This window comes from Franconibacter sp. IITDAS19 (assembly GCF_023079515.1).
Taxonomy (GTDB): Bacteria; Pseudomonadota; Gammaproteobacteria; order Enterobacterales; family Enterobacteriaceae; genus Franconibacter; species Franconibacter pulveris.
In genome coordinates, this window is sequence record NZ_JALJCP010000005.1 from 77,068 (window position 1) to 96,930 (window position 19,863).

The 19,863-nt window shown below is 55.6% G+C and carries 21 protein-coding genes; 13 read left to right on the top strand and 8 right to left on the bottom strand.

Annotation, left to right across the window (positions count from 1 at the left end):
- Positions 1–8 precede the first annotated feature (8 nt).
- Positions 9–1,037, top strand: a complete 1,029-nt coding sequence (gene tdh / locus MT962_RS14795; protein ID WP_024557885.1) for an L-threonine 3-dehydrogenase — start codon at positions 9–11, stop codon at positions 1,035–1,037.
- 147 nt (positions 1,038–1,184) lie between these two features.
- Positions 1,185–1,982 carry a glycosyltransferase family 2 protein gene (locus tag MT962_RS14800; protein WP_048888733.1) on the top strand — a complete coding sequence of 266 codons (798 nt, stop codon included), beginning with the start codon at positions 1,185–1,187 and terminating at the stop codon, positions 1,980–1,982.
- 29 nt (positions 1,983–2,011) lie between these two features.
- On the opposite strand, the gene MT962_RS14805 is transcribed toward MT962_RS14800, so the two are convergent.
- From MT962_RS14805 to gpmM, 3 genes are read right to left on the bottom strand one after another with little or no spacing between them, the layout of a single operon-like run.
- Complete coding sequence (locus tag MT962_RS14805) at positions 2,012–2,950, bottom strand: divergent polysaccharide deacetylase family protein (protein ID WP_247365964.1); 939 nt, start codon at positions 2,948–2,950, stop codon at positions 2,012–2,014.
- Between the two features lie 3 nt (positions 2,951–2,953).
- On the bottom strand, positions 2,954–4,213 hold the full coding sequence (envC, locus tag MT962_RS14810) for a murein hydrolase activator EnvC (RefSeq protein ID WP_229701862.1): 1,260 nt from the start codon (positions 4,211–4,213) through the stop codon (positions 2,954–2,956).
- Positions 4,214–4,246: 33 nt separating this feature from the next.
- Positions 4,247–5,794 (bottom strand): 2,3-bisphosphoglycerate-independent phosphoglycerate mutase, encoded by a 1,548-nt coding sequence (gene gpmM, locus MT962_RS14815; protein WP_024557889.1) that lies wholly within the window; start codon positions 5,792–5,794, stop codon positions 4,247–4,249.
- A gap of 247 nt (positions 5,795–6,041) precedes the next feature.
- Here gpmM and MT962_RS14820 point away from each other — a divergent pair, with 247 nt between their 5' ends.
- The 5 genes from MT962_RS14820 to cysE all read left to right on the top strand — a co-directional run bounded on the left by MT962_RS14820 (position 6,042) and on the right by cysE (position 9,178).
- Positions 6,042–6,473 (top strand): rhodanese-like domain-containing protein, encoded by a 432-nt coding sequence (locus MT962_RS14820; RefSeq protein WP_024557890.1) that lies wholly within the window; start codon positions 6,042–6,044, stop codon positions 6,471–6,473.
- Positions 6,474–6,491: 18 nt separating this feature from the next.
- Positions 6,492–6,743, top strand: coding sequence for a glutaredoxin 3 (grxC, locus tag MT962_RS14825; RefSeq protein ID WP_024557891.1), 252 nt, complete (start codon positions 6,492–6,494; stop codon positions 6,741–6,743).
- A 53-nt stretch (positions 6,744–6,796) separates the two neighbouring features.
- A complete protein-coding gene (secB, locus tag MT962_RS14830; RefSeq protein ID WP_024557892.1) occupies positions 6,797–7,264 on the top strand; it encodes a protein-export chaperone SecB in 468 nt (155 codons plus the stop codon).
- Positions 7,264–8,283, top strand: coding sequence for an NAD(P)H-dependent glycerol-3-phosphate dehydrogenase (gene gpsA, locus MT962_RS14835; protein WP_024557893.1), 1,020 nt, complete (start codon positions 7,264–7,266; stop codon positions 8,281–8,283). Before secB ends, gpsA begins: the two co-directional genes overlap by 1 nt.
- A gap of 73 nt (positions 8,284–8,356) precedes the next feature.
- On the top strand, positions 8,357–9,178 hold the full coding sequence (gene cysE, locus MT962_RS14840) for a serine O-acetyltransferase (protein WP_024557894.1): 822 nt from the start codon (positions 8,357–8,359) through the stop codon (positions 9,176–9,178).
- 46 nt (positions 9,179–9,224) lie between these two features.
- Here cysE and trmL read toward each other — a convergent pair whose 3' ends face one another.
- The 3 genes from trmL to cpxR all read right to left on the bottom strand — a co-directional run bounded on the left by trmL (position 9,225) and on the right by cpxR (position 11,892).
- Positions 9,225–9,698 (bottom strand): tRNA (uridine(34)/cytosine(34)/5-carboxymethylaminomethyluridine(34)-2'-O)-methyltransferase TrmL, encoded by a 474-nt coding sequence (trmL, locus tag MT962_RS14845; protein ID WP_024557895.1) that lies wholly within the window; start codon positions 9,696–9,698, stop codon positions 9,225–9,227.
- A gap of 125 nt (positions 9,699–9,823) precedes the next feature.
- Entirely contained in the window at positions 9,824–11,197 is a 1,374-nt protein-coding gene (cpxA, locus tag MT962_RS14850) for an envelope stress sensor histidine kinase CpxA (RefSeq protein ID WP_024557896.1), read from the bottom strand.
- Positions 11,194–11,892 (bottom strand): envelope stress response regulator transcription factor CpxR, encoded by a 699-nt coding sequence (gene cpxR, locus MT962_RS14855; protein ID WP_024557897.1) that lies wholly within the window; start codon positions 11,890–11,892, stop codon positions 11,194–11,196. The genes cpxA and cpxR overlap by 4 nt, the downstream gene beginning before the upstream one ends.
- Before the next feature lie 150 nt (positions 11,893–12,042).
- Between cpxR and cpxP the strand changes: the two genes are divergently transcribed.
- From cpxP to MT962_RS14885, 6 genes are all read left to right on the top strand, one after another.
- The gene (gene cpxP, locus MT962_RS14860) at positions 12,043–12,552 is read left to right on the top strand and encodes a cell-envelope stress modulator CpxP (RefSeq protein ID WP_024557898.1); all 510 of its coding nucleotides are present in this window, start codon (positions 12,043–12,045) and stop codon (positions 12,550–12,552) included.
- Between the two features lie 261 nt (positions 12,553–12,813).
- Positions 12,814–13,719 (top strand): CDF family cation-efflux transporter FieF, encoded by a 906-nt coding sequence (gene fieF / locus MT962_RS14865; RefSeq protein WP_024557899.1) that lies wholly within the window; start codon positions 12,814–12,816, stop codon positions 13,717–13,719.
- Positions 13,720–13,900: 181 nt separating this feature from the next.
- The gene (gene pfkA, locus MT962_RS14870; RefSeq protein ID WP_024557900.1) at positions 13,901–14,863 is read left to right on the top strand and encodes a 6-phosphofructokinase; all 963 of its coding nucleotides are present in this window, start codon (positions 13,901–13,903) and stop codon (positions 14,861–14,863) included.
- A 145-nt stretch (positions 14,864–15,008) separates the two neighbouring features.
- A complete protein-coding gene (locus MT962_RS14875; RefSeq protein WP_024560063.1) occupies positions 15,009–15,998 on the top strand; it encodes a sulfate ABC transporter substrate-binding protein in 990 nt (329 codons plus the stop codon).
- Positions 15,999–16,177: 179 nt separating this feature from the next.
- The gene (locus MT962_RS14880) at positions 16,178–16,942 is read left to right on the top strand and encodes a CDP-diacylglycerol diphosphatase (protein ID WP_188724074.1); all 765 of its coding nucleotides are present in this window, start codon (positions 16,178–16,180) and stop codon (positions 16,940–16,942) included.
- A 62-nt stretch (positions 16,943–17,004) separates the two neighbouring features.
- Positions 17,005–18,309, top strand: coding sequence for an SLC13 family permease (locus tag MT962_RS14885; protein WP_188724075.1), 1,305 nt, complete (start codon positions 17,005–17,007; stop codon positions 18,307–18,309).
- A 64-nt stretch (positions 18,310–18,373) separates the two neighbouring features.
- Here the strand turns inward: MT962_RS14885 and tpiA are convergent, their stop codons facing one another.
- Both tpiA and MT962_RS14895 read right to left on the bottom strand, forming a co-directional pair.
- Positions 18,374–19,141 (bottom strand): triose-phosphate isomerase, encoded by a 768-nt coding sequence (gene tpiA / locus MT962_RS14890; protein WP_024557904.1) that lies wholly within the window; start codon positions 19,139–19,141, stop codon positions 18,374–18,376.
- Positions 19,142–19,248: 107 nt separating this feature from the next.
- A complete protein-coding gene (locus MT962_RS14895; RefSeq protein WP_247365966.1) occupies positions 19,249–19,848 on the bottom strand; it encodes a DUF1454 family protein in 600 nt (199 codons plus the stop codon).
- Between the last annotated feature and the right edge of the window lie 15 nt (positions 19,849–19,863).

Sequence of the window (19,863 nt, forward strand, 5' to 3'; positions counted from 1 at the left end):
GATGTGAGATGAAAGCATTAGCGAAACTGAAAGCGGAAGAAGGCATCTGGATGACCGATGCGCCGAAGCCGGAGATGGGTCATAACGATCTGCTGATCAAAATCCGTAAAACCGCTATCTGCGGCACCGATGTGCATATCTATAACTGGGATGAGTGGTCGCAGAAGACCATTCCGGTGCCGATGGTGGTGGGGCATGAATATGTCGGTGAAGTGGTCGGCATCGGCCAGGAAGTAAGAGGCTTCGAAATTGGCGACCGCGTTTCCGGCGAAGGGCATATTACCTGCGGCCATTGCCGTAACTGTCGCGGCGGGCGCACGCATCTGTGTCGCAACACCGTGGGTGTAGGCGTAAACCGCCCGGGCTGCTTTGCTGAATATCTGGTGATTCCGGCTTTTAATGCGTTCAAGATCCCGGACAACATTTCTGACGACCTGGCGTCGATTTTCGACCCGTTCGGCAACGCGGTGCATACTGCGCTTTCCTTTGACCTGGTGGGCGAGGATGTGCTGGTGTCTGGCGCAGGCCCGATTGGCATCATGGCTGCCGCTGTCGCGAAGCACGTTGGCGCGCGCCATGTTGTCATCACGGATGTGAATGACTATCGCCTTGAGCTGGCCCGCAAGATGGGCGTAACGCGGGCGGTAAACGTCTCTCGGGAAAACCTGAAAGATGTGATGGATGAACTGGGCATGACCGAAGGGTTCGACGTGGGCCTTGAAATGTCTGGCGCGCCGCCAGCGTTTCGTACAATGCTGGATACCATGAACCACGGCGGTCGTATCGCCATGCTGGGCATTCCGCCTTCGGATATGGCTATCGACTGGAATAAGGTCATCTTTAAGGGACTTTTCATCAAAGGCATCTATGGACGCGAGATGTTTGAAACCTGGTACAAGATGGCGGCGCTGATCCAGTCCGGTCTCGACCTGACGCCGATTATCACCCATCACTATTCCATTGATGATTTCCAGAAAGGCTTCGATGCGATGCGCTCCGGACAATCGGGTAAGGTAATCCTTAACTGGAATAAGTAATTATTATGACAAAGCGCCTGCGGGCGCTTTTTGATCGTTAATTATGACCCCTATCACAACCCATCCGTAATCGCACAAAATCAGCATCGCTTTTTAGGAAATTGCTTAATATAGTCTGTTCAGGCTTTGTTTAACTTTGTTAAAACTATGTTTAAGCTATCCGTCTGTCTGCTCACTCATAATTCAGCCCGCTTATTGCGTGAGGTATTGCCTCCTTTAATAATCGTTGCTGATGAAATCGTAGTGCTTGACTCCGGCAGCACTGATGAAACGGTAGAAATATGTCGGGAATATGACATCTCGCCCCATACGCATCCTTACGCCATGCATGGTCAGCAAATGAATTACGCTATTGATCTTGCTAAGAATGACTGGGTGTTGTGTATGGATAGCGATGAAATTCTTGACCGGGAGACCGTGGATTTCATTCTCGCGCTTAAGGCAGGTGAAACGCCTGCGCCTGATAAAGCCTGGCGTATTTCCCGTTACTGGCATGTATTAGGCCAACCGGTAAAAACGATATATCCTGTATCGTCTCCCGATTATCCCGTACGCCTCTTTAACCGGCGTCAGGCGCGTTTTAACGATCGCCCGGTGGATGATAAAGTGGAAGGAAATATTGAGACCGTGAAAATACCCGGTTATGTTCGCCACGACACGTTTTACTCTATCCATGAAGTTTTTAACAAGCTAAACGGCTATACCAGCCGACTGGTAAAATATAAATATGTTAAACCTTCGCTCTGGCGCGGGGTGATAAGCGCTATCGGCGCCTTTTTTAAATGGTATCTGTTTAGCGGCGCGTGGCGCGAAGGGAAAGTTGGCCTGGTGACCGGGCTGTATGCGACTTTTTACAGTTTTCTTAAATATTTCAAAGCCTGGTACGCGCACGATAAAAAAAGCGCCAGGGTAAAAACGGCTTCCGATTCTCAATTTATTCGCTAAAAAAAAGACCAGCATAAGCTGGTCTTTTTTTAATTTGCTTTAATTTGTCCCCAGCCTTGCCACTGGTGTCGGAAATAAGCCACTACACTGCTCTGGCTGACGCTTTCGCTAATCACGCTAAAGAAGCGCGTGGCATAAATCGGCTCTGGCGGATGCTTAGGCTTGCATAACTTCACGCCGCGGAAAGGGTTTCTCGGCGCGGACTGGCCAGGGGGCGTGAGATTAGGCGTTGATGTATCCGTCTGCGGCTCATTAAGCAGGCTGCTCGGGCGCACCAGCGTGATGTCCGGCGGCAGGTTATAAACCATTTGTTGCAGCACCCGCACGGTAGTCGGGTGCGGATGCCCGATAGCAATGGCCGAGCCGCTGCGCCGGGCAACGGCTATCGCCCGGTTAAACTGAAAGCGAATATCCGCCTCGTTTTGCGAATCGTCGAGAAAGACCTTGCGTTTGATGACTTTCACGCCCGTGCCTGCGGCGGCGCGCATCGACTGGCTGTTGCCAATGGTCATGCTGTCGAGAAAGTAAAGGTTATAGCGCCCCAGCGCCTGCATCACTTTCTGCATGCCAAAGAGGCTGGAGGTCATCGCGCTGCCCATATGGTTGTTCATTCCCACCGCATAGGGCACTTTATTTACCGCCTCCCGGACGATGCGGTCGATCTCATCGCTGCTCATTTCGGGGCGCAGCGTATCTTTTTCCAGCGGCTGCTTGCTGAGCGGCGCCATGGGCAGATGAATTAATACTTCGTGGCCGTCGTTATGCGCTTTGGTCGCCATTTCACGGGCATGGGGCGCGTTCGGTAAGACGGCGACGGAAACGGCAGGCGGCAGCGCCAGAACCTGATTTTCATTATGGGGACGATAACCGAAGTCATCGATAACGAGGGCGAGTTTACCGGCGTAAACCGGAGCGACGAGCGCCAGCGTACTGGCAAAAGCAACAACGAGACGACGCAAATAAAGCAAAACTTATCTTCCCAACCACGGTTGTGGATTGACTGCCTGACCCTGGCGACGAATTTCAAAATAGAGCGAAGGTCGGCCCTGACCGCCGCTGCTACCGACCAGCGCGATAGGCTGGCCGGCGCGCACCTGGGCGCCCACGCTCACCAGCGCGCTCTGGTTATAGCCATAAAGGCTCATATCGCCTTTGCCGTGCTCCACCACGACCACCAGGCCGTAGCCCTGAAGCCAGTCGGCAAGGATAACGCGCCCGTCCGCCACAGCTTTCACTTCCGTGCCTTCCGACGCGCCAATAACGATACCCTTCCACCGTAGCTCACCCTGTAACTGTTCGCCATAGCGATGCAGCAACGGGCCGCGAACCGGCCAGAACGCCTGGCCATTGGGGGAGCCGAGACCGCCCGTACGCGCCATAAGTGAGCGCTCGCTTTCAGAGGGCTTGTAGGTCGTGCCTTTACGGGAGGCTTCTTGCTGGCGGCTTCGCACCTGTTCTGCTTCGCGCGCCTCTTTTTCTGCCCGGGCGCGGGCCGCCGCTTCAGCGCGGGCGAGGCGATCGCGCAGGCGCGATTCGTTCTGTCGCAATTCGCTCAGCTGCGCCTGACCCTGCTGTATAGAAGACTCCAGCCCTGACAGCGTCTTTTTACGCTCGTTGCGCGCCTGTTCAAGCTTCGCCTGCTGCGCCTGCTGCTCATAAAGCAGCGTTTGCTGCTGGGTCTGCTTCTCTTCCAGCTCCGCTTTTTGCGAGGCGACCTCTTCGCGGGTTTGCTTTAGCTGCGCGATAGTCTCCTGACGCGCCTCGTTAAGGTAGCCGAAATAGGCCTGCAGCCGCTGACCGCGCTGGCTCTCCTCACCGCTCAGGATCATCTGTAAACCGCTGTGCTGGCCCTGACGGAACGAAGCGTCAAGCTGGGCCGCCAGGTTGCGTTCCTGCGAGGCTTTTTGCTGTTCGAGTTTCGCTATGGAGGCGTTCATCTCGTCAATCTGGCGATTGAGCTGCGTCAGGGTGCTTTGCGTTTCACGCAGTTTGCGGGCTGCGGCGGCAATCGCCTGCTCCTGCTCTTTTAACTGGGCGAGCAGCTTAGCGCGTTGCTGCTGCTGCTGGCGTACCGCGCGCTCTTTGGCGGCGATATCCTGCTGAATGGATTTAAGTTGATCGCGGTCATCCGCGTGGGCGGAAAGCGGACATAACAATACGCCAGCGCTGAGCGCGCTGGCGTAGATCAGAGACCGCAGCGAATGCCGTTTCGGCTGTGCGGCCCATGTTATTGAAAAAATCGCCTTTCCCCTCATGGGGAGGGATTATTCCACGATGAACAGCGGCTTGCCAGTCATCTCTTGCGGGATTTCCATACCCATCAGGGCGAGCATGGTCGGCGCGATATCGGAAAGCTTACCGCCTTCCACTGCTTTCAAGTGCTTATCGCCAACGTAAATCAGCGGCACCGGCAGGTTTGTGTGCGCCGTATGCGCCTGGCCGGTAGACGGGTCGCGCATCTGCTCGGCATTGCCGTGGTCAGCAGTAATTAGCAACTGGCCACCTGCGGAGCTGACAGCGTCAGTCACCTGCGCGATGCAGCGGTCCAGCGCTTCTACGGCCTGCACGGCGGCGTCGAATACGCCGGTATGCCCGACCATGTCGCCGTTCGGGTAGTTACAGATGATGGCGTCGTAGTTGCCGCTCTTGATGGCCGCGACCAGCTTTTCAGTCAGCTCTGCGGAGCTCATTTCCGGTTGCAGGTCATAGGTGGCGACTTTCGGTGAATTAATCAGCGTGCGATCTTCGCCCGGGAACGGTTCTTCCACGCCGCCGTTAAAGAAGAAAGTAACGTGCGCATATTTTTCCGTTTCAGAGATACGCAACTGCGTTTTGTTATGCTTAGCCATCCATTCGCCAAAGGTATTGGCAAGGGAAGCGGGAGGATAGGCGCAGGCGGTTTTGATATCCGCTGCGTACTCGGTGAGCATGACAAACTCGCTGAATTTAACCACTTTTTTACGGGCGAAACCGTCGAAGTTAGCGTTTACAAACGCACGGGTGATTTGGCGGGCGCGGTCGGCGCGGAAGTTCATGAAAATCAGCGCATCACCATCTTCCATGGCGGAATCGCAATCGCCTGCTTTGCGGATGACGGTTGGTTTAACAAATTCGTCGTTTTCGTCGCGGGCGTAAGCCGCCGCCAGTCCCGCCACCGCGCTTTCCGCCTGATACTCGCCCTGCGCCTGAGTCAGCAGGTCATACGCCAGCTCAACGCGCTCCCAGCGATTATCGCGATCCATTGCAAAGTAACGACCAATAATCGTCGCTACGCGACCTTTGCCCAGCGAGGCGAATTTCGCTTCAAACGCTTTCAGGGAGGATTCAGCGCTGCGCGGCGGCGTATCGCGTCCGTCCAGGAAGGCGTGCAGGAAAATTTTCTCTGCGCCGCGCGCGGCGGCAAGCTCCGCCATCGCCATAATATGATCTTCATGGCTGTGCACGCCGCCTGCCGAGAGCAGACCCATAATATGCACCGCTTTGCCTGCGGCGACAGCTTTATCCACCGCACCGGTCAGCACCGGGTTGCTGAAGAAAGTACGTTCTTTAATTTCAACGTCGAGACGGGTTAAATCCTGATAAACGATGCGGCCCGCCCCGAGATTAACGTGACCGACTTCAGAGTTGCCCATCTGGCGGTCCGGCAAGCCCACTTCCAGCCCGGAGGCGTCGATAAGCGTATGCGGGCGAGTGGCCCACAACGCGTCCATCACCGGCGTTTTGGCGTTAAAAATAGCGTTATCCTGCTGATCTTCACGGTAGCCGTAGCCATCCAGAATCACCAGCACCATTGGTTTTTTAGAACCCGACATTGTGACAACCTCATACGCTAAAGACAAAAATTGGCGTAACTTTACTACACCGCAACGCGCCAGATAGCCGCAGGAGATCAAAGAAAAGGGCCGGTCGGCGAGCGCTTTTCGGCGCTTTTTGCCATTTTTTTCGTAACGCGCCGCAGAAAACGCAGAACCTCTCTTCCACTGGCTGTAATTGCCACAACGCGCAGGTATACTCCTCACCTGATTTTTTTTTCACTCACATCGGGAGTCCGTACCCCCCATGCAAGAAATTATGCAATTCGTTAGCCGTCACCCCATACTTAGTATCGCGTGGATTGCGTTACTGGCGGCGGTGATTTACACCACTTTCAAAGGGCTGACCTCCAAAGTGAAGGTCATCACCCGTGGTGAAGCCACACGTTTAATCAATAAAGAAGATGCTGTGGTGGTGGATATTCGCCAGCGCGACGACTTCCGCAAAGGGCACATCTCCGGCGCCGTTAATGTGCTGCCGAACGAGATTAAAGCCGGCAACGTTGGCGAACTGGAAAAGCATAAAGCTAAACCGATTATCGTCACTGACGCTAGCGGAATGGCGGCCCAGGAATCCGCTTCGTTGCTGAACAAAGCAGGCTTCGAGCAGGTCTACGTGCTGAAAGAGGGCGTAGCGGGCTGGAGCGGCGAAAATCTGCCGCTGGTGCGTGGTAAATAACTTACAAGAGGTAACGTCATGGCCAACATTGAAATGTACACCAAAGCCACCTGTCCTTACTGCCACCGTGCAAAGGCGCTGCTGACCAGCAAGGGAGTGACTTTTATCGAGTTGCCTATTGATGGCGATGCCGCAAAGCGCGAAGAGATGATTAAGCGCAGCGGGCGCACTACCGTGCCACAAATTTTTATTGACGCGCAGCACATCGGCGGCTGCGATGACTTGTATGCACTGGACGCACGTGGTGGACTCGATCCGCTTCTGCGCTGATGCGTTTTAGCCGTGACGGCAATTTTAAGGACATAACGTAAAAGGGTTCACTCATGTCAGAACAAAACAACACTGAAATGACCTTTCAGATTCAACGTGTTTACACCAAGGATATCTCTTTTGAAGCACCCAATGCCCCGCACGTGTTTCAGAAAGACTGGCAGCCGGAAGTCAAACTGGATCTGGATACCGCTTCCAGCCAGCTGGCTGACGATGTGTTTGAAGTGGTGCTGCGCGTCACGGTAACGGCTACGCTTGGCGAAGAAACCGCTTTCCTGTGTGAAGTGCAGCAGGCGGGCATCTTCTCCGTAGGCGGCATTGAAGGTACGCAGATGGCGCATTGCCTCGGTGCCTACTGCCCGAACATCCTGTTCCCGTACGCCCGCGAGTGCATCACCAACCTCGTTTCCCGCGGCACTTTCCCGCAGCTGAACCTCGCGCCGGTTAACTTCGATGCGCTGTTCATGAATTATTTACAGCAGCAGGCTGGCGAAGGTGCGCAAGACCATCAGGATGCCTGATGAACACCATTAATGCGTCAATGACAGTGATCGGTGCCGGCTCGTACGGCACCGCTCTCGCCATCACCCTGGCGAGGAACGGCCACCACGTTGTGCTGTGGGGCCATAACCCGGATCACATCGCTACGCTGCAGGCAGAGCGCTGCAACGCGGCTTTCCTCCCTGATGTGCCTTTTCCTGATACGCTCCATCCTGAAAGCGACCTGGCCGCCGCGCTGGCCGCCAGCCGCAATATTCTGGTGGTGGTGCCAAGCCATGTCTTTGATCAGGTTCTGCGTCAGATAAAACCGCTGATGCGCCCGGATGCCCGTCTGGTATGGGCAACTAAAGGGCTGGAAGCGGAAACAGGGCGTCTGTTGCAGGATGTCGCACGCGAAGCGCTCGGCGACGACATTCCGCTGGCGGTGATTTCCGGGCCGACCTTTGCGAAGGAGCTGGCCGCAGGGTTGCCAACCGCCATTTCTCTCGCTTCTACCGATGACGCTTTTGCAAACGATCTGCAAGAGCTGCTGCACTGCGGTAAAAGCTTCCGCGTTTACATCAACACCGATTTTATCGGCGTGCAATTGGGCGGCGCGGTGAAGAACGTCATCGCTATCGGCGCCGGGATGTCTGACGGCATCGGCTTTGGGGCGAATGCGCGCACGGCGCTTATTACGCGCGGTCTGGCGGAAATGACCCGTCTGGGCGAGGCGTTAGGCGCAGACCCGAGCACCTTTATGGGTATGGCTGGTCTGGGCGACCTGGTGCTGACCTGTACCGACAACCAGTCACGCAACCGCCGTTTCGGCATGATGCTCGGCCAGGGGATGGACGTGCAAGGCGCGCAGGCGCAGATCGGTCAGGTGGTCGAAGGTTATCGCAATACCAAAGAGGTGCGTGAACTGGCGGCCCGCTATGGCGTCGAAATGCCAATAACCGAGGAAATTTATCAGGTATTGTATTGCGGAAAAAATGCTCGCGAGGCAGCATTAACGCTGCTGGGTCGTGCGCGCAAGGATGAGCGAAGCAGTCACTGACGGAACGTCCGTAATTATAAAGCGCGCCGGTAACATAGCTTACCGGCCGCCGTTTGTTTGTCTGGAGAAAGCAATGCCGTGTGAAGAACTGGGTCTGGTCTGGAATAACATCAAAGCCGAAGCGCGTGCGCTTGCTGACTGTGAGCCGATGTTGGCCAGTTTCTATCATGCTACCTTGCTCAAGCATGAAAATCTCGGCAGCGCCCTGAGCTACATGCTCGCCAACAAACTGGCTTCGCCCATTATGCCTGCTATCGCCATTCGTGAAGTGGTGGAAGAAGCGTATGCCGCCGACCCGGAAATGATCGCCTCCGCCGCCTGTGATATTCAGGCTGTCCGCACTCGCGATCCGGCGGTAGATAAATACTCAACGCCGCTGCTTTATCTTAAAGGCTTTCACGCCCTTCAGGCTTACCGCATCGGCCACTGGTTGTGGAACCAGGGACGCCAGGCGCTGGCGATTTTCCTGCAAAACCAGGTATCGGTTTCTTTCCAGGTGGATATCCACCCCGCAGCGAAAATTGGCCGCGGCATCATGCTCGACCACGCGACAGGCATTGTGATCGGCGAAACGGCGGTAGTGGAAGATGATGTCTCCATTCTGCAATCCGTCACGCTCGGCGGTACGGGTAAAACCACCGGCGATCGCCATCCGAAAATCCGCGAAGGGGTAATGATTGGCGCAGGCGCGAAAATTCTCGGTAATATCGAGGTGGGCCGCGGCGCGAAAATCGGCGCAGGTTCAGTCGTGCTGCAACCTGTTCCACCCCACACCACGGCGGCAGGCGTGCCGGCGCGTATTGTGGGTAAACCGGAAAGCGATAAACCGTCCATGGATATGGATCAGCATTTCAATGGCATCAACCACGGTTTTGAATACGGCGACGGTATTTAAAATTCAGTTCTGAGCGCCTGAAAGAAAAGGCGCTCATCTTTATCGGCTAGCTGCGTAAAACCGCGCCCGGATAACCCATCTGACGCCACGCTTCATAGACTACTACCGAAACCGAATTCGACAGATTCATGCTGCGGCTGTCCGGCATCATCGGAATGCGAATTTTTTGCTCTTTCGGCAGCGCGTCGAGAATCGTTGCGGGGAGCCCGCGTGTTTCCGGACCAAACAGCAGATAATCGCCTGCCTGATAGCTCACCGCGCTATGCGCAGGGGTGCCCTTGGTTGTTAAGGCAAACAGGCGCTGCGGCTTTTCCGCTTCGAGAAACGCGGCATAATCGTGATGGCGGGTGACGGCGGTAAATTCATGATAGTCCAGTCCGGCGCGGCGCAGGCGTTTGTCATCCCAGGTAAACCCCATCGGCTCAATAATATGCAACCGAAAGCCGGTATTGGCGCACAGGCGGATAATGTTGCCGGTATTAGGTGGGATTTCAGGTTCAAACAAGACGATATTCAGCATACAACTCCCCTTTACGAGGGGCGCAGAATAACAGAATTGGCGGATGGGAGACACACGCGCCGGCACCACTTTCTTCAAAGGCAAAGACTGATGGCTCCCTCCCGGCTTTGCGAGGGAGCCGCGTCTCAGGATCGTTGGTAGAGCGGCAGCCAGAGCGTCAGACGCAAGCCGCCAAGCGGGCTGTCGTCCGCTTTCACCCAGCCGCGATGCTGCTGAATCGCCGTTTCGACAATCGCCAGACCCAGCCCGGTACCGCCAGATTCACGGTCGCGCGCCTCATCGGTACGGTAGAACGGCCGGAAGATTTGCTCTCTGTCTTCGGGGCTGACGCCAGGGCCGTCATCGTCAACGTTAATGGTGATGCCCTGTTTATCTACCGAAAACGCCACGGCAATCTTGGTGTGCGAGTAGCGCAGCGCGTTGCGGACAATATTTTCCAGCGCGCTTTCCAGCGCGTTTGGGTTGCCATAAAGCGGCCAGGGTCCTGGCGGATAGGTCACTTCAAACGTTTTACCCATCTGTTCAGCTTCAAACGCCGCATTATCAAGCACTTCATTCCAGAGCTGATTCGCCTTCATGGTTTCGCTAACCAGCGCGTTCTTCTGCTGATTACGCGACATCACCAGCAGATCGTTAATCATGCTGTCGAGCCGCTGGGCTTCGGTCTCTATGCGCTCCAGCTCTTTGCTTTCGCCGCTGCGACGGCGCAACAGGGCGGTGCCAAGCTGCAGGCGCGTGAGCGGCGTACGCAGTTCGTGCGAGATATCGGAAAGCAGGCGCTGTTGGGTCGTCATCATGCGCTCCAGCGCCGTGACCATCTGGTTAAAGCTGGCCCCCGCAGCGATAAATTCCTGCGGGCCTGCTTCGAGCTCCGGATGCTGCCGCAGGTTGCCGCGGGCTACTTCGTCGGCTGCGTTTTTAAGCTTGCGGGCCGGGCGTGCCAGGCTCCAGGCGAGCCATAACAGCAGCGGCGCGCTCACCAGCATCGTCACGATAAGCAGCAGCAACGGTCTGTCGAACAGCAGATTAATAAAGTCAGATTGCGAACTGCTTGCCGGGCGAATGAGGTAAAGCTGATAGTTATCTTCGCCATCGCGCACCGAAAACGGCCCAACCAGCTCAACGCGGCCATATTTTTTCTTTTGCGGGTGATCGGCGTTATCAGACTGACCAATAAAGTTGCGAATTATCTGCATTTCATTGCGTTCTGCGCCGATAACGCGACCTTCGCTGGTCACCAGCAACAGGCGCTGCCCCGGCGGCGCCCATTTATCGATGGCGCGAAAAAGACGGCGCCACCACATCAGATCGTTCGGCGGGTCGTTTTCCAGCTCGGCTTCAACATGCTGCTCAATCATTACGCCCTGACGCTGTTCGCTTTCCAGCAGTTCCGTCATCTGACGGGTGTCCAGCTTTGGCAGCATCAATACCAGCATCAATACCAGCGCCAGCGTTAACCAGAAAATGGCGAAGATGCGGGCGGTAAGGCTGCCTATCATGAAGTCGCCACCATCAGGTAGCCGCGACCGCGCAAGGTTTTAAACCAGGGATGACCATCTTTGCGATCCGGCAATTTGCGGCGCAGGTTGGAGATATGCATATCAATGGCGCGGTCGAACGGCGTCAGGCGCTTGCCAAGCACTTCCTGGCTTAAATGTTCGCGCGAAACCACCTGGCCCAAATGCTGAGCCAGCAGGTAGAGCAGGGTAAATTCGGTGCCGGTCAGCTCCAGGGTCTGGCCGTCGAAACTCGCTTCCTGGCGTCCAGGATTGAGGCTTAACGCGTCAACTTCCAGCGTCGGCGAGCCGCTGTCGCTGTTTTGCTGCTGCTCGCTCCAGTGCGAGCGGCGCAAAATAGCGCGGATGCGTGCGACCAGTTCGCGGTCATTAAACGGTTTAGGGAGATAGTCATCGGCGCCGAGTTCAAGGCCCAGCACGCGGTCCAGCTCGCTGCCTCGGGCGGTGAGCATAATAACGGGAGTCTGGTGAGTCTGGCGCAATTCTTTAAGCGTATCGATACCATTTTTCTTCGGCATCATTACGTCAAGCAAAAGCAGGTCAATGCTGTCATCCAGGAGGTCGAGCGCCTGCTCCCCGTCATGGGCAACGAGTACGTTAAAGCCTTCCATGTCGAGCAATTCCTTTAACAGGGAAGTCAGCTCGCGGTCATCATCAACTAACAAAATTTTATTCATTGTTAAGTACCTCCGAGGCAGAAATTACGTCATCAAGGCTCGCTAATCCATGACTTTACGTTGTTTTACACCCCCTGACGCTTGTTTGCAGCCCAAATCGTAGACTCATTTTCGTGGAATCGCAGCACACAAGTTTTTCAGGAGTCAGTGATGCGCAAAGTTACTACTGCCGTCATGGCCTCAACACTGGCGTTAGGTGCCTTGGCCAGCCAGGCTGCTGAAGTCGTAAACGGCGATAACTGGCATCCGGCTGAAGCGCTTTCACAACGTAATAGTGTGCAGAGCCATATGTTTGACGGCATCAACCTGACAGAGCAACAGCGTCAGCAAATGCGGGACCTGATGCAGCAGGCGAGGCACGAGCAGCCCCCTGTTAATGTTAGTGAAATGGACACCATGCACAGGCTGGTGACCGCAGAAAATTTTGATGAAAACGCTGTGCGCGCTCAGGCAGAAAAGATGGCGCAGGAACAGGTCGTCCGCCAGGTTGAAATGGCGAAGGTGCGAAACCAGATGTTCCGCCTGTTAACGCCCGAGCAGCAAGCGGTTTTAAACGAGAAGCATAAGCAACGTATGCGACAGCTTCGTGAAGTGGCGCAGGTCCACAGGCCCGACACGCCACCTGACATTTTTAGTAGCAGTACCCGTAGTAACCAGTAACAACCCTGTTTTCCTTGCCATAGACACCATCCCTGTCTTCCCCCTCATGACGAGGGGGTTTTTTTTGTCTTTTTTCCGCACCCGCCATGGCCTTAACCTGTTAAGTTCAGAAAAGATAGCGGCGGGCCGTGCGTCATAGATGAAAATACAGCAAGAATGGTCTTTTTCCTTCGCGAGAACAGACGTACTGCAGTGCGCTTTTTTTCACCTTTGTGTGTAAGGCTATCCGTTATACTTGCCGCTTAAGGTGCTGGAGTCGTTATGGTTCATAATTATGCGCAACTGGTAAACCGGGCCGCTGTCGCCGCCACGGTCATGGCTTCGCTGCTGCTGATCATCAAAATTTTCGCCTGGTGGTATACCGGTTCTGTCAGCATTCTGGCGGCGCTTGTGGATTCGCTTGTAGATATCGCCGCCTCGCTCACTAACCTGCTGGTGGTGCGCTATTCCCTGCAGCCTGCGGATGAAGAACATACCTTCGGCCATGGAAAAGCGGAGTCTCTGGCGGCGCTGGCGCAAAGCATGTTTATTTCCGGATCCGCCCTGTTCCTCTTTTTAACCAGCATCCAGCATCTGGCGCAGCCGGAGCCTATGAACGAACCGGGCGTGGGGATGGTCGTCACCCTTATCGCGCTCGTTAGCACATTGTTGCTGGTGACGTTCCAGCGCTGGGTTGTGCGTAAAACCCGCAGCCAGGCGGTACGCGCGGATATGCTTCACTATCAGTCTGATGTTATGATGAACGGCGCGATTCTGGTTGCGCTGGCGCTGTCTTGGTATGGCTGGCACCGTGCCGATTCGTTGTTCGCGCTCGGTATTGGCATCTATATTTTGTATAGTGCTTTACGAATGGGGTACGAGGCGGTGCAGTCTTTGCTGGATCGCGCTTTACCTGATAACGAACGTCAGGCAATCATTGATATCGTCTCCTCCTGGCCCGGCGTCAGAGGAGCGCACGATCTTCGCACGCGGCAGTCAGGGCCGACCCGCTTTATTCAACTTCATCTGGAAATGGAAGATAATTTGCCGCTTGTTCAGGCGCATTTGGTTGCTGAACAGGTGGAACAGGCGATTCTGACGCATTTTCCGGGGTCAGATGTGATTATTCACCAGGATCCTTGCTCGGTAGTACCCCAGCCGCAGCAGGGGCAGTTTGAACTTAAGTAAACCGCTGTTAACGCCCTCAGGCGCAGCCATTTTTGGTAAAAGTCAGTATCCTGTGGCCTGACCTGAATCAATTCAGCAGGAAACGCTTAAGTTACTATTTGCAGCATGGTCGGCCGTTTCGCCTGAGCGCGGCGGTATTCGGCAACAGAATTCATTTTGTATTCTACGTTCAGAGGTAGTCATGATTAAGAAAATCGGTGTGTTGACGAGTGGCGGTGATGCGCCGGGCATGAACGCTGCTATTCGTGGCGTGGTCCGTGCGGCTTTAACAGAAGGGCTGGAAGTATTCGGCATTTATGATGGCTACCTGGGCCTGTATGAAGACCGTATGGTTCAGCTCGACCGCTACAGCGTTTCCGACATGATCAACCGCGGTGGCACCTTCCTGGGCTCTGCGCGTTTTCCGGAGTTCCGTGAAGAGCACATCCGCGCCGTGGCTATCGAAAACATGAAAAAACGCGGCATTGATGCGCTGGTGGTCATTGGCGGCGACGGCTCCTACATGGGCGCCAAACGCCTGACTGAAATGGGCTTCCCGTGCATCGGCCTGCCGGGCACTATCGATAACGACGTAGCGGGCACGGATTACACTATCGGCTACTTCACCGCGCTGCATACCGTTGTTGAAGCGATTGACCGCCTGCGCGATACCTCTTCTTCTCACCAGCGTATCTCCATTGTAGAAGTGATGGGCCGTTACTGCGGCGACCTGACGCTGGCGGCAGCCATTGCAGGCGGCTGCGAGTTTATCGTGTTGCCGGAAGTGGAATTCAACCGTGAAGATCTGGTAGCGGAAATCAAAGCCGGCATCGCGAAAGGCAAAAAACACGCTATCGTCGCCATCACCGAGCATATCTGCGATATCGACGAACTGGCGAAGTATATTGAATCAGAAACGAAGCGTGAAACCCGCGCTACCGTGCTGGGCCATATTCAGCGCGGCGGCTCTCCGGTGCCTTACGACCGTATCCTGGCTTCACGTATGGGCGCTTACGCTATCGAACTGCTGTTGCAGGGCCACGGCGGCCGCTGCGTGGGCATTCAGAACGAGAAGATGGTGCATCACGACATCATCGACGCTATCGAAAATATGAAGCGTCCGTTCAAAGGCGACTGGCTGGAGTGCGCCAAAAAGCTCTACTAAGTTAGCAAAAAGCCGGGGAAACCCGGCTTTCTTTTTCTTTGTGATATTCCTCGCAGTTATAGCCAATCTTTTTTTATTCTTTAATCAACGCAGCGCTTTCTGGCACGCTCTTTTCATCACAACATAACTTTTGAGAGAACGTGCGATGAACAAGTGGGGAGTAGGGTTAACATTACTGTTGGCGTCGACGAGCGTACTGGCGAAGGATATCCAGTTATTAAACGTCTCCTATGACCCAACTCGTGAACTGTACGACGCTTATAACAAAGCGTTCAGCGCGCACTGGAAGCAAGAAACCGGCGATAACGTCACTATTCGGCAGTCGCACGGCGGTTCCGGCAAACAGGCGACCTCGGTAATTAACGGTATCGAGGCGGATGTGGTGACTCTCGCGCTGGCCTATGACGTAGACGCCATCGCAGAGCGCGGCCGCATCGATAAAAACTGGATCCAGCGTCTGCCGGACAACTCGGCGCCTTACACCTCTACCATCGTTTTCCTGGTGCGTAAGGGCAACCCGAAACAGATCCACGACTGGAGCGACCTGATTAAGCCGGGCGTATCGGTGATTACGCCGAACCCGAAAAGCTCCGGCGGCGCTCGCTGGAACTATCTGGCTGCATGGGGCTATGCCCTGCATCAGAACAACGGCGATCAGGCCAAAGCGCAGGATTTCGTCAAAGCGCTCTATAAAAACGTTGAAGTGCTCGACTCCGGCGCGCGTGGTTCAACGAACACCTTCGTCGAACGTGGCATTGGCGATGTGCTGATCGCCTGGGAGAACGAAGCGCTGCTGGCGGCCAACGAGCTGGGTAAAGATAAGTTTGAAATTGTCACGCCGAGCGAGTCTATCCTTGCTGAACCGACCGTTTCCGTCGTGGATAAAGTGGTCGATAAAAAAGGCACCAAAGCGGTGGCGGAGGCTTACCTGAAATACCTCTACTCGCCGGAAGGCCAGGAAATTGCGGCGAAAAACTTCTATCGCCCGCGTGATCCGGCGGTAGCGAAGAAGTATGAAAATGAATTCCCGAAACTGAAGCTGTTCACCATTGATGATGTCTTCGGTGGCTGGACAAAAGCGCAGAAAGCGCACTTCGCTAACGGCGGTACTTTCGATCAGATCAGTAAACGCTAAGCATCACGGGCCACAGGGAGGTGGCAATCCAGAAAACAAGGCGGGTAAGCGTGGCGCTACCCGCTTTTTCTTGCCCTAAGCCCCGTTAAACCCTCAATGGCCGCCTTAAACGTTTATTTCGCTCATGCCTGCGCTTTTTTGCGCTACGCTCTCACTCTTAAAAAGAAAAAGGACGAAGCATGAAGCGAACGCTGTACGTCACCGGCGTGCTCTTTGCCTTACTGGCAGCAGGGGCTGCGCTGGCCTGGCATCATTTCAAACCTGGTAACCCCGACGTGCTGCGGCATATTGTGACCGCACAGTGCGTACCCCATCAGCAGCGCGAAAATAATCCGGCTCCCTGCGCTCAGGTCAATCTTGCAGATGGCTATGCGGTGCTGAAAGACCGCAACGGGCCGCTCCAGTATTTATTGTTGCCAACCTATCGCATCAACGGTATGGAAAGCCCGCTGCTGCTTGAGGCGAGAACGCCGGATTTTTTCTGGCAAGCCTGGCAGGCGCGACGTTTCATCAGTGAAAAACGCGGCGAGAAAGTGCCGGATGAAGCGATATCCCTGACCATAAACTCCCGGCTGGGGCGCACGCAAAACCATCTGCATATTCATATCTCTTGCCTGCGCCCGGACGTGCGCCAGCGTCTCAATGAGAGCGTTCACCAGATAAGCAGCCAGTGGCAACCTTTTCCCGGCGGCCTGCGCGGCCACGATTACCTGGCGCGGCGCGTGACGGAGCCAGAACTTTCAAGGCGCAGCCCGTTTATGATGCTGGCAGAAGAGGTGCCGCAGGCGCGAGGCCATATGGGGCGTTACGCGCTGGCGGTGGCGAAGCAAAACGATGGCTCGTTTATCTTGCTGGCGACGGCGCGCAACCTGCTCGACTTCAACCTGGCTTCGGCGGAAGAGATTCAGGATCACGACTGCGGCATCCTCAATTCTCAGGGGTAAAGCCGCGTTTACTTAGCAGTGCGGCAGTGTAAACTTGCCTGAATTTTCAACAGGAGACAGGTATGTCGCACTGGTTTTCTCACCCTCTGTTTCTGCCCACGCTGGTTATTTTTATCACTATTATCCTGTGGGCGACCTCGCTGCTGGCGGAGTTTATTACCGCGCTGCTGTTTTTCACGGTAGCGATGATGTTAAAAATCGCCCCGCCGGAGACCATCTTCAGCGGTTTTGCCTCCTCCGCTTTCTGGCTGGTGTTCAGCGGCTTCGTGCTCGGCGTGGCTATCCGTAAAACCGGTCTGGCCGACAGGGCCGCGAGGGCGTTGTCGGCGCGGCTTACCGGCGAATGGTGGCAGATGGTCGGCAGCGTTGTGTTGCTGAGCTACGCGCTGGCGTTTGTGATGCCTTCAAACATGGGACGCATCGCGCTGCTCATGCCGATTGTGGCGGCGATGGCGAAGCGCGCCGGCGTGGAAGAGGGCACGCGCGGCTGGTACGGGCTGGCGCTGGCGGTGGGGTTCGGCACTTTTCAGCTCTCCGCCACCATTCTGCCCGCCAACGTGCCGAACCTGGTGATGAGCGGTGCGGCGGAAGGCTCTTACGGCCTGCACCTTAACTATCTCCCCTATCTGCTGTTGCATACCCCGGTACTCGGTCTTCTCAAAGGGATGATATTGGTTGCGCTTATCTGCTGGTTGTTTCCGGGCAAAGCGCAGCCACCGCAGCATTTGCCGCCCACGCAGCCGATGAGCGGCGCGGAAAAGCGGCTCGCCTGGCTGCTGCTGGTAGTGTTAGCGCTGTGGGTAACCGAAAGCTGGCACGGCATCGGCCCTGCCTGGACCGGCCTTGCCGCAGCCGTCGTTACGCTGCTGCCGCGCGTGGGTTTTATCTCGGGCGAAGAATTTTCCAGCGGTGTGAATATGCGCACCTGCATTTACGTTGCGGGCATTCTCGGGCTTGCTACCACGGTAACGCAAACCGGGCTTGGCCGCGCGGTGGGCGAAGCGCTGCTGCACGTGATGCCGCTTGATCCGGACAAGCCTTTCACCAGCTTTGCGGCGCTGACGGGCATTACCACGGCGCTGAATTTCATTATGACCGCGAACGGCGTACCGGCGCTTTATACCACGCTCGCGCAAAGCTTTTCGCAGGCGACAGGTTTTCCGCTGCTCTCTGTGATTATGATTCAGGTGTTGGGCTATTCAACGCCGCTGCTGCCTTATCAAGCCTCGCCGATAGTGGTGGCGATGGCGCTTGGCAAAGTGCCTGCCCGGGCGGGCATGAAGCTCTGTCTGTGGCTGGCGGTCGCGACCTTTCTGATTCTGCTGCCGCTGGATTACGGCTGGTTTCAACTACTTGGCAAGCTCTGAAATAAAAAGCCCGGCAGCGATGCGCTTGCCGGGCTTTAAGCCGTGGGGCGGATAAACGACGCGATTACGCTTGCTTAGCTTCCGCCGCCGCTTTCACGATGACAGCGAAAGCATCCGCTTTCAGCGACGCGCCGCCTACCAGCGCGCCGTCGATATCCGGCTGCGTGAACAGCTCAGCGGCGTTAGCAGCGTTTACGGAGCCGCCGTACTGAATGATGACCTGCTCAGCGATTTTAGCGTCGGCTTTAGCGATATGGTCGCGGATGAACTTGTGTACCGCCTGCGCCTGCGCCGGCGTAGCGGATTTGCCGGTACCGATAGCCCATACCGGTTCGTAAGCAATCACTACGCCTTCGAAAGCGGCTGCGCCCTGCGTTTTCAGCACGGCGTCGATCTGACGAGCGCAAACTTCTTCGGTTTTACCCGCTTCGTTTTCCGCTTCGGTTTCACCAATGCACAGCACCGGCACCAGACCCTGCTCTTTCAGCACGGCGAATTTTTTGGCGATGAACTCGTCAGACTCCGCGTGGTAGGTGCGACGCTCGGAGTGGCCGATAATGATGTACTTCGCGCCGATATCTTTCAGCATTTCAGCGGAAGTTTCGCCGGTGAAGGCGCCGGACAGGTTTACGTCAACGTTCTGCGCGCCAAGAATGATATGGCTGCCTGCAGCGGCCTGCTTCGCCAGATCCAGGTACATCGCTGGCGGGGCGATTGCCACGTCGCAGCCGGTTACGCCCGCCAGTTCTTTACGCAGGTTGCCGATAAGCTCGTTAACCATGTGGCGGTTGCCGTTGAGTTTCCAGTTACCCATCACTAAAGGATGTCGCATTTTTATTCTCCACGCGCTAGGCGAATTAAGGAATATTGCTGCCCTTCAGGGCAGCGCGGTCTGTGAAACAGTATAGAGATTCGCGTACGGAAAGGCTTTGCTTTTTGTCATTTATTGTTGCCTTCCAGAGCATCCGTAAGTGCAAGCTTAATCGGTTCAACAGCGAAAGTTAGCCCCTTTTCGCCGCTATCTGAAACCACATAGCGAATCGCTCCTTCCGTCTGGCTAAAGTAGCGCTGGTTTTTCCCGGCGCTCAGCAAACGCGTCAGCCGCGCTTGGCTTTGCGCAGCCGATAGCCCCGGCGTAAAGCTTCTTAATACCGCCGCCATATACTGCAACGCTTTCGCTCTGGCGGCTTTCTGTTCCGGCCCCTGAATCGGCAGCCAGGTTATCTGCATACTTTTAATTTTTAACGTGCCGCGCTCAAGCGCCGTTGAGGCATACAGGTTTTCATTGATTTTGGTCGCCGCCCGGGTGAGGTTCGTTTTATCGCGGCTGGTTTCAATGGCGCGAAATTCATTCAGCGGTAAACCAGGGTTGGTAGTATTGAAACTTTCCCGGAAGCGGGAGATGGTGACATCAAATACGGGCGCGCCTGGCAGCAGATAGGGCGCGGCGGGCGTCTCGCTTTCTTCCGGCGTCAGCGGATCGGCATGGCCTGCCGCCAGCGGCAGTATCAACAATAAGGCATAAGGCAGAAACTTCATGACACCCACTCCCGG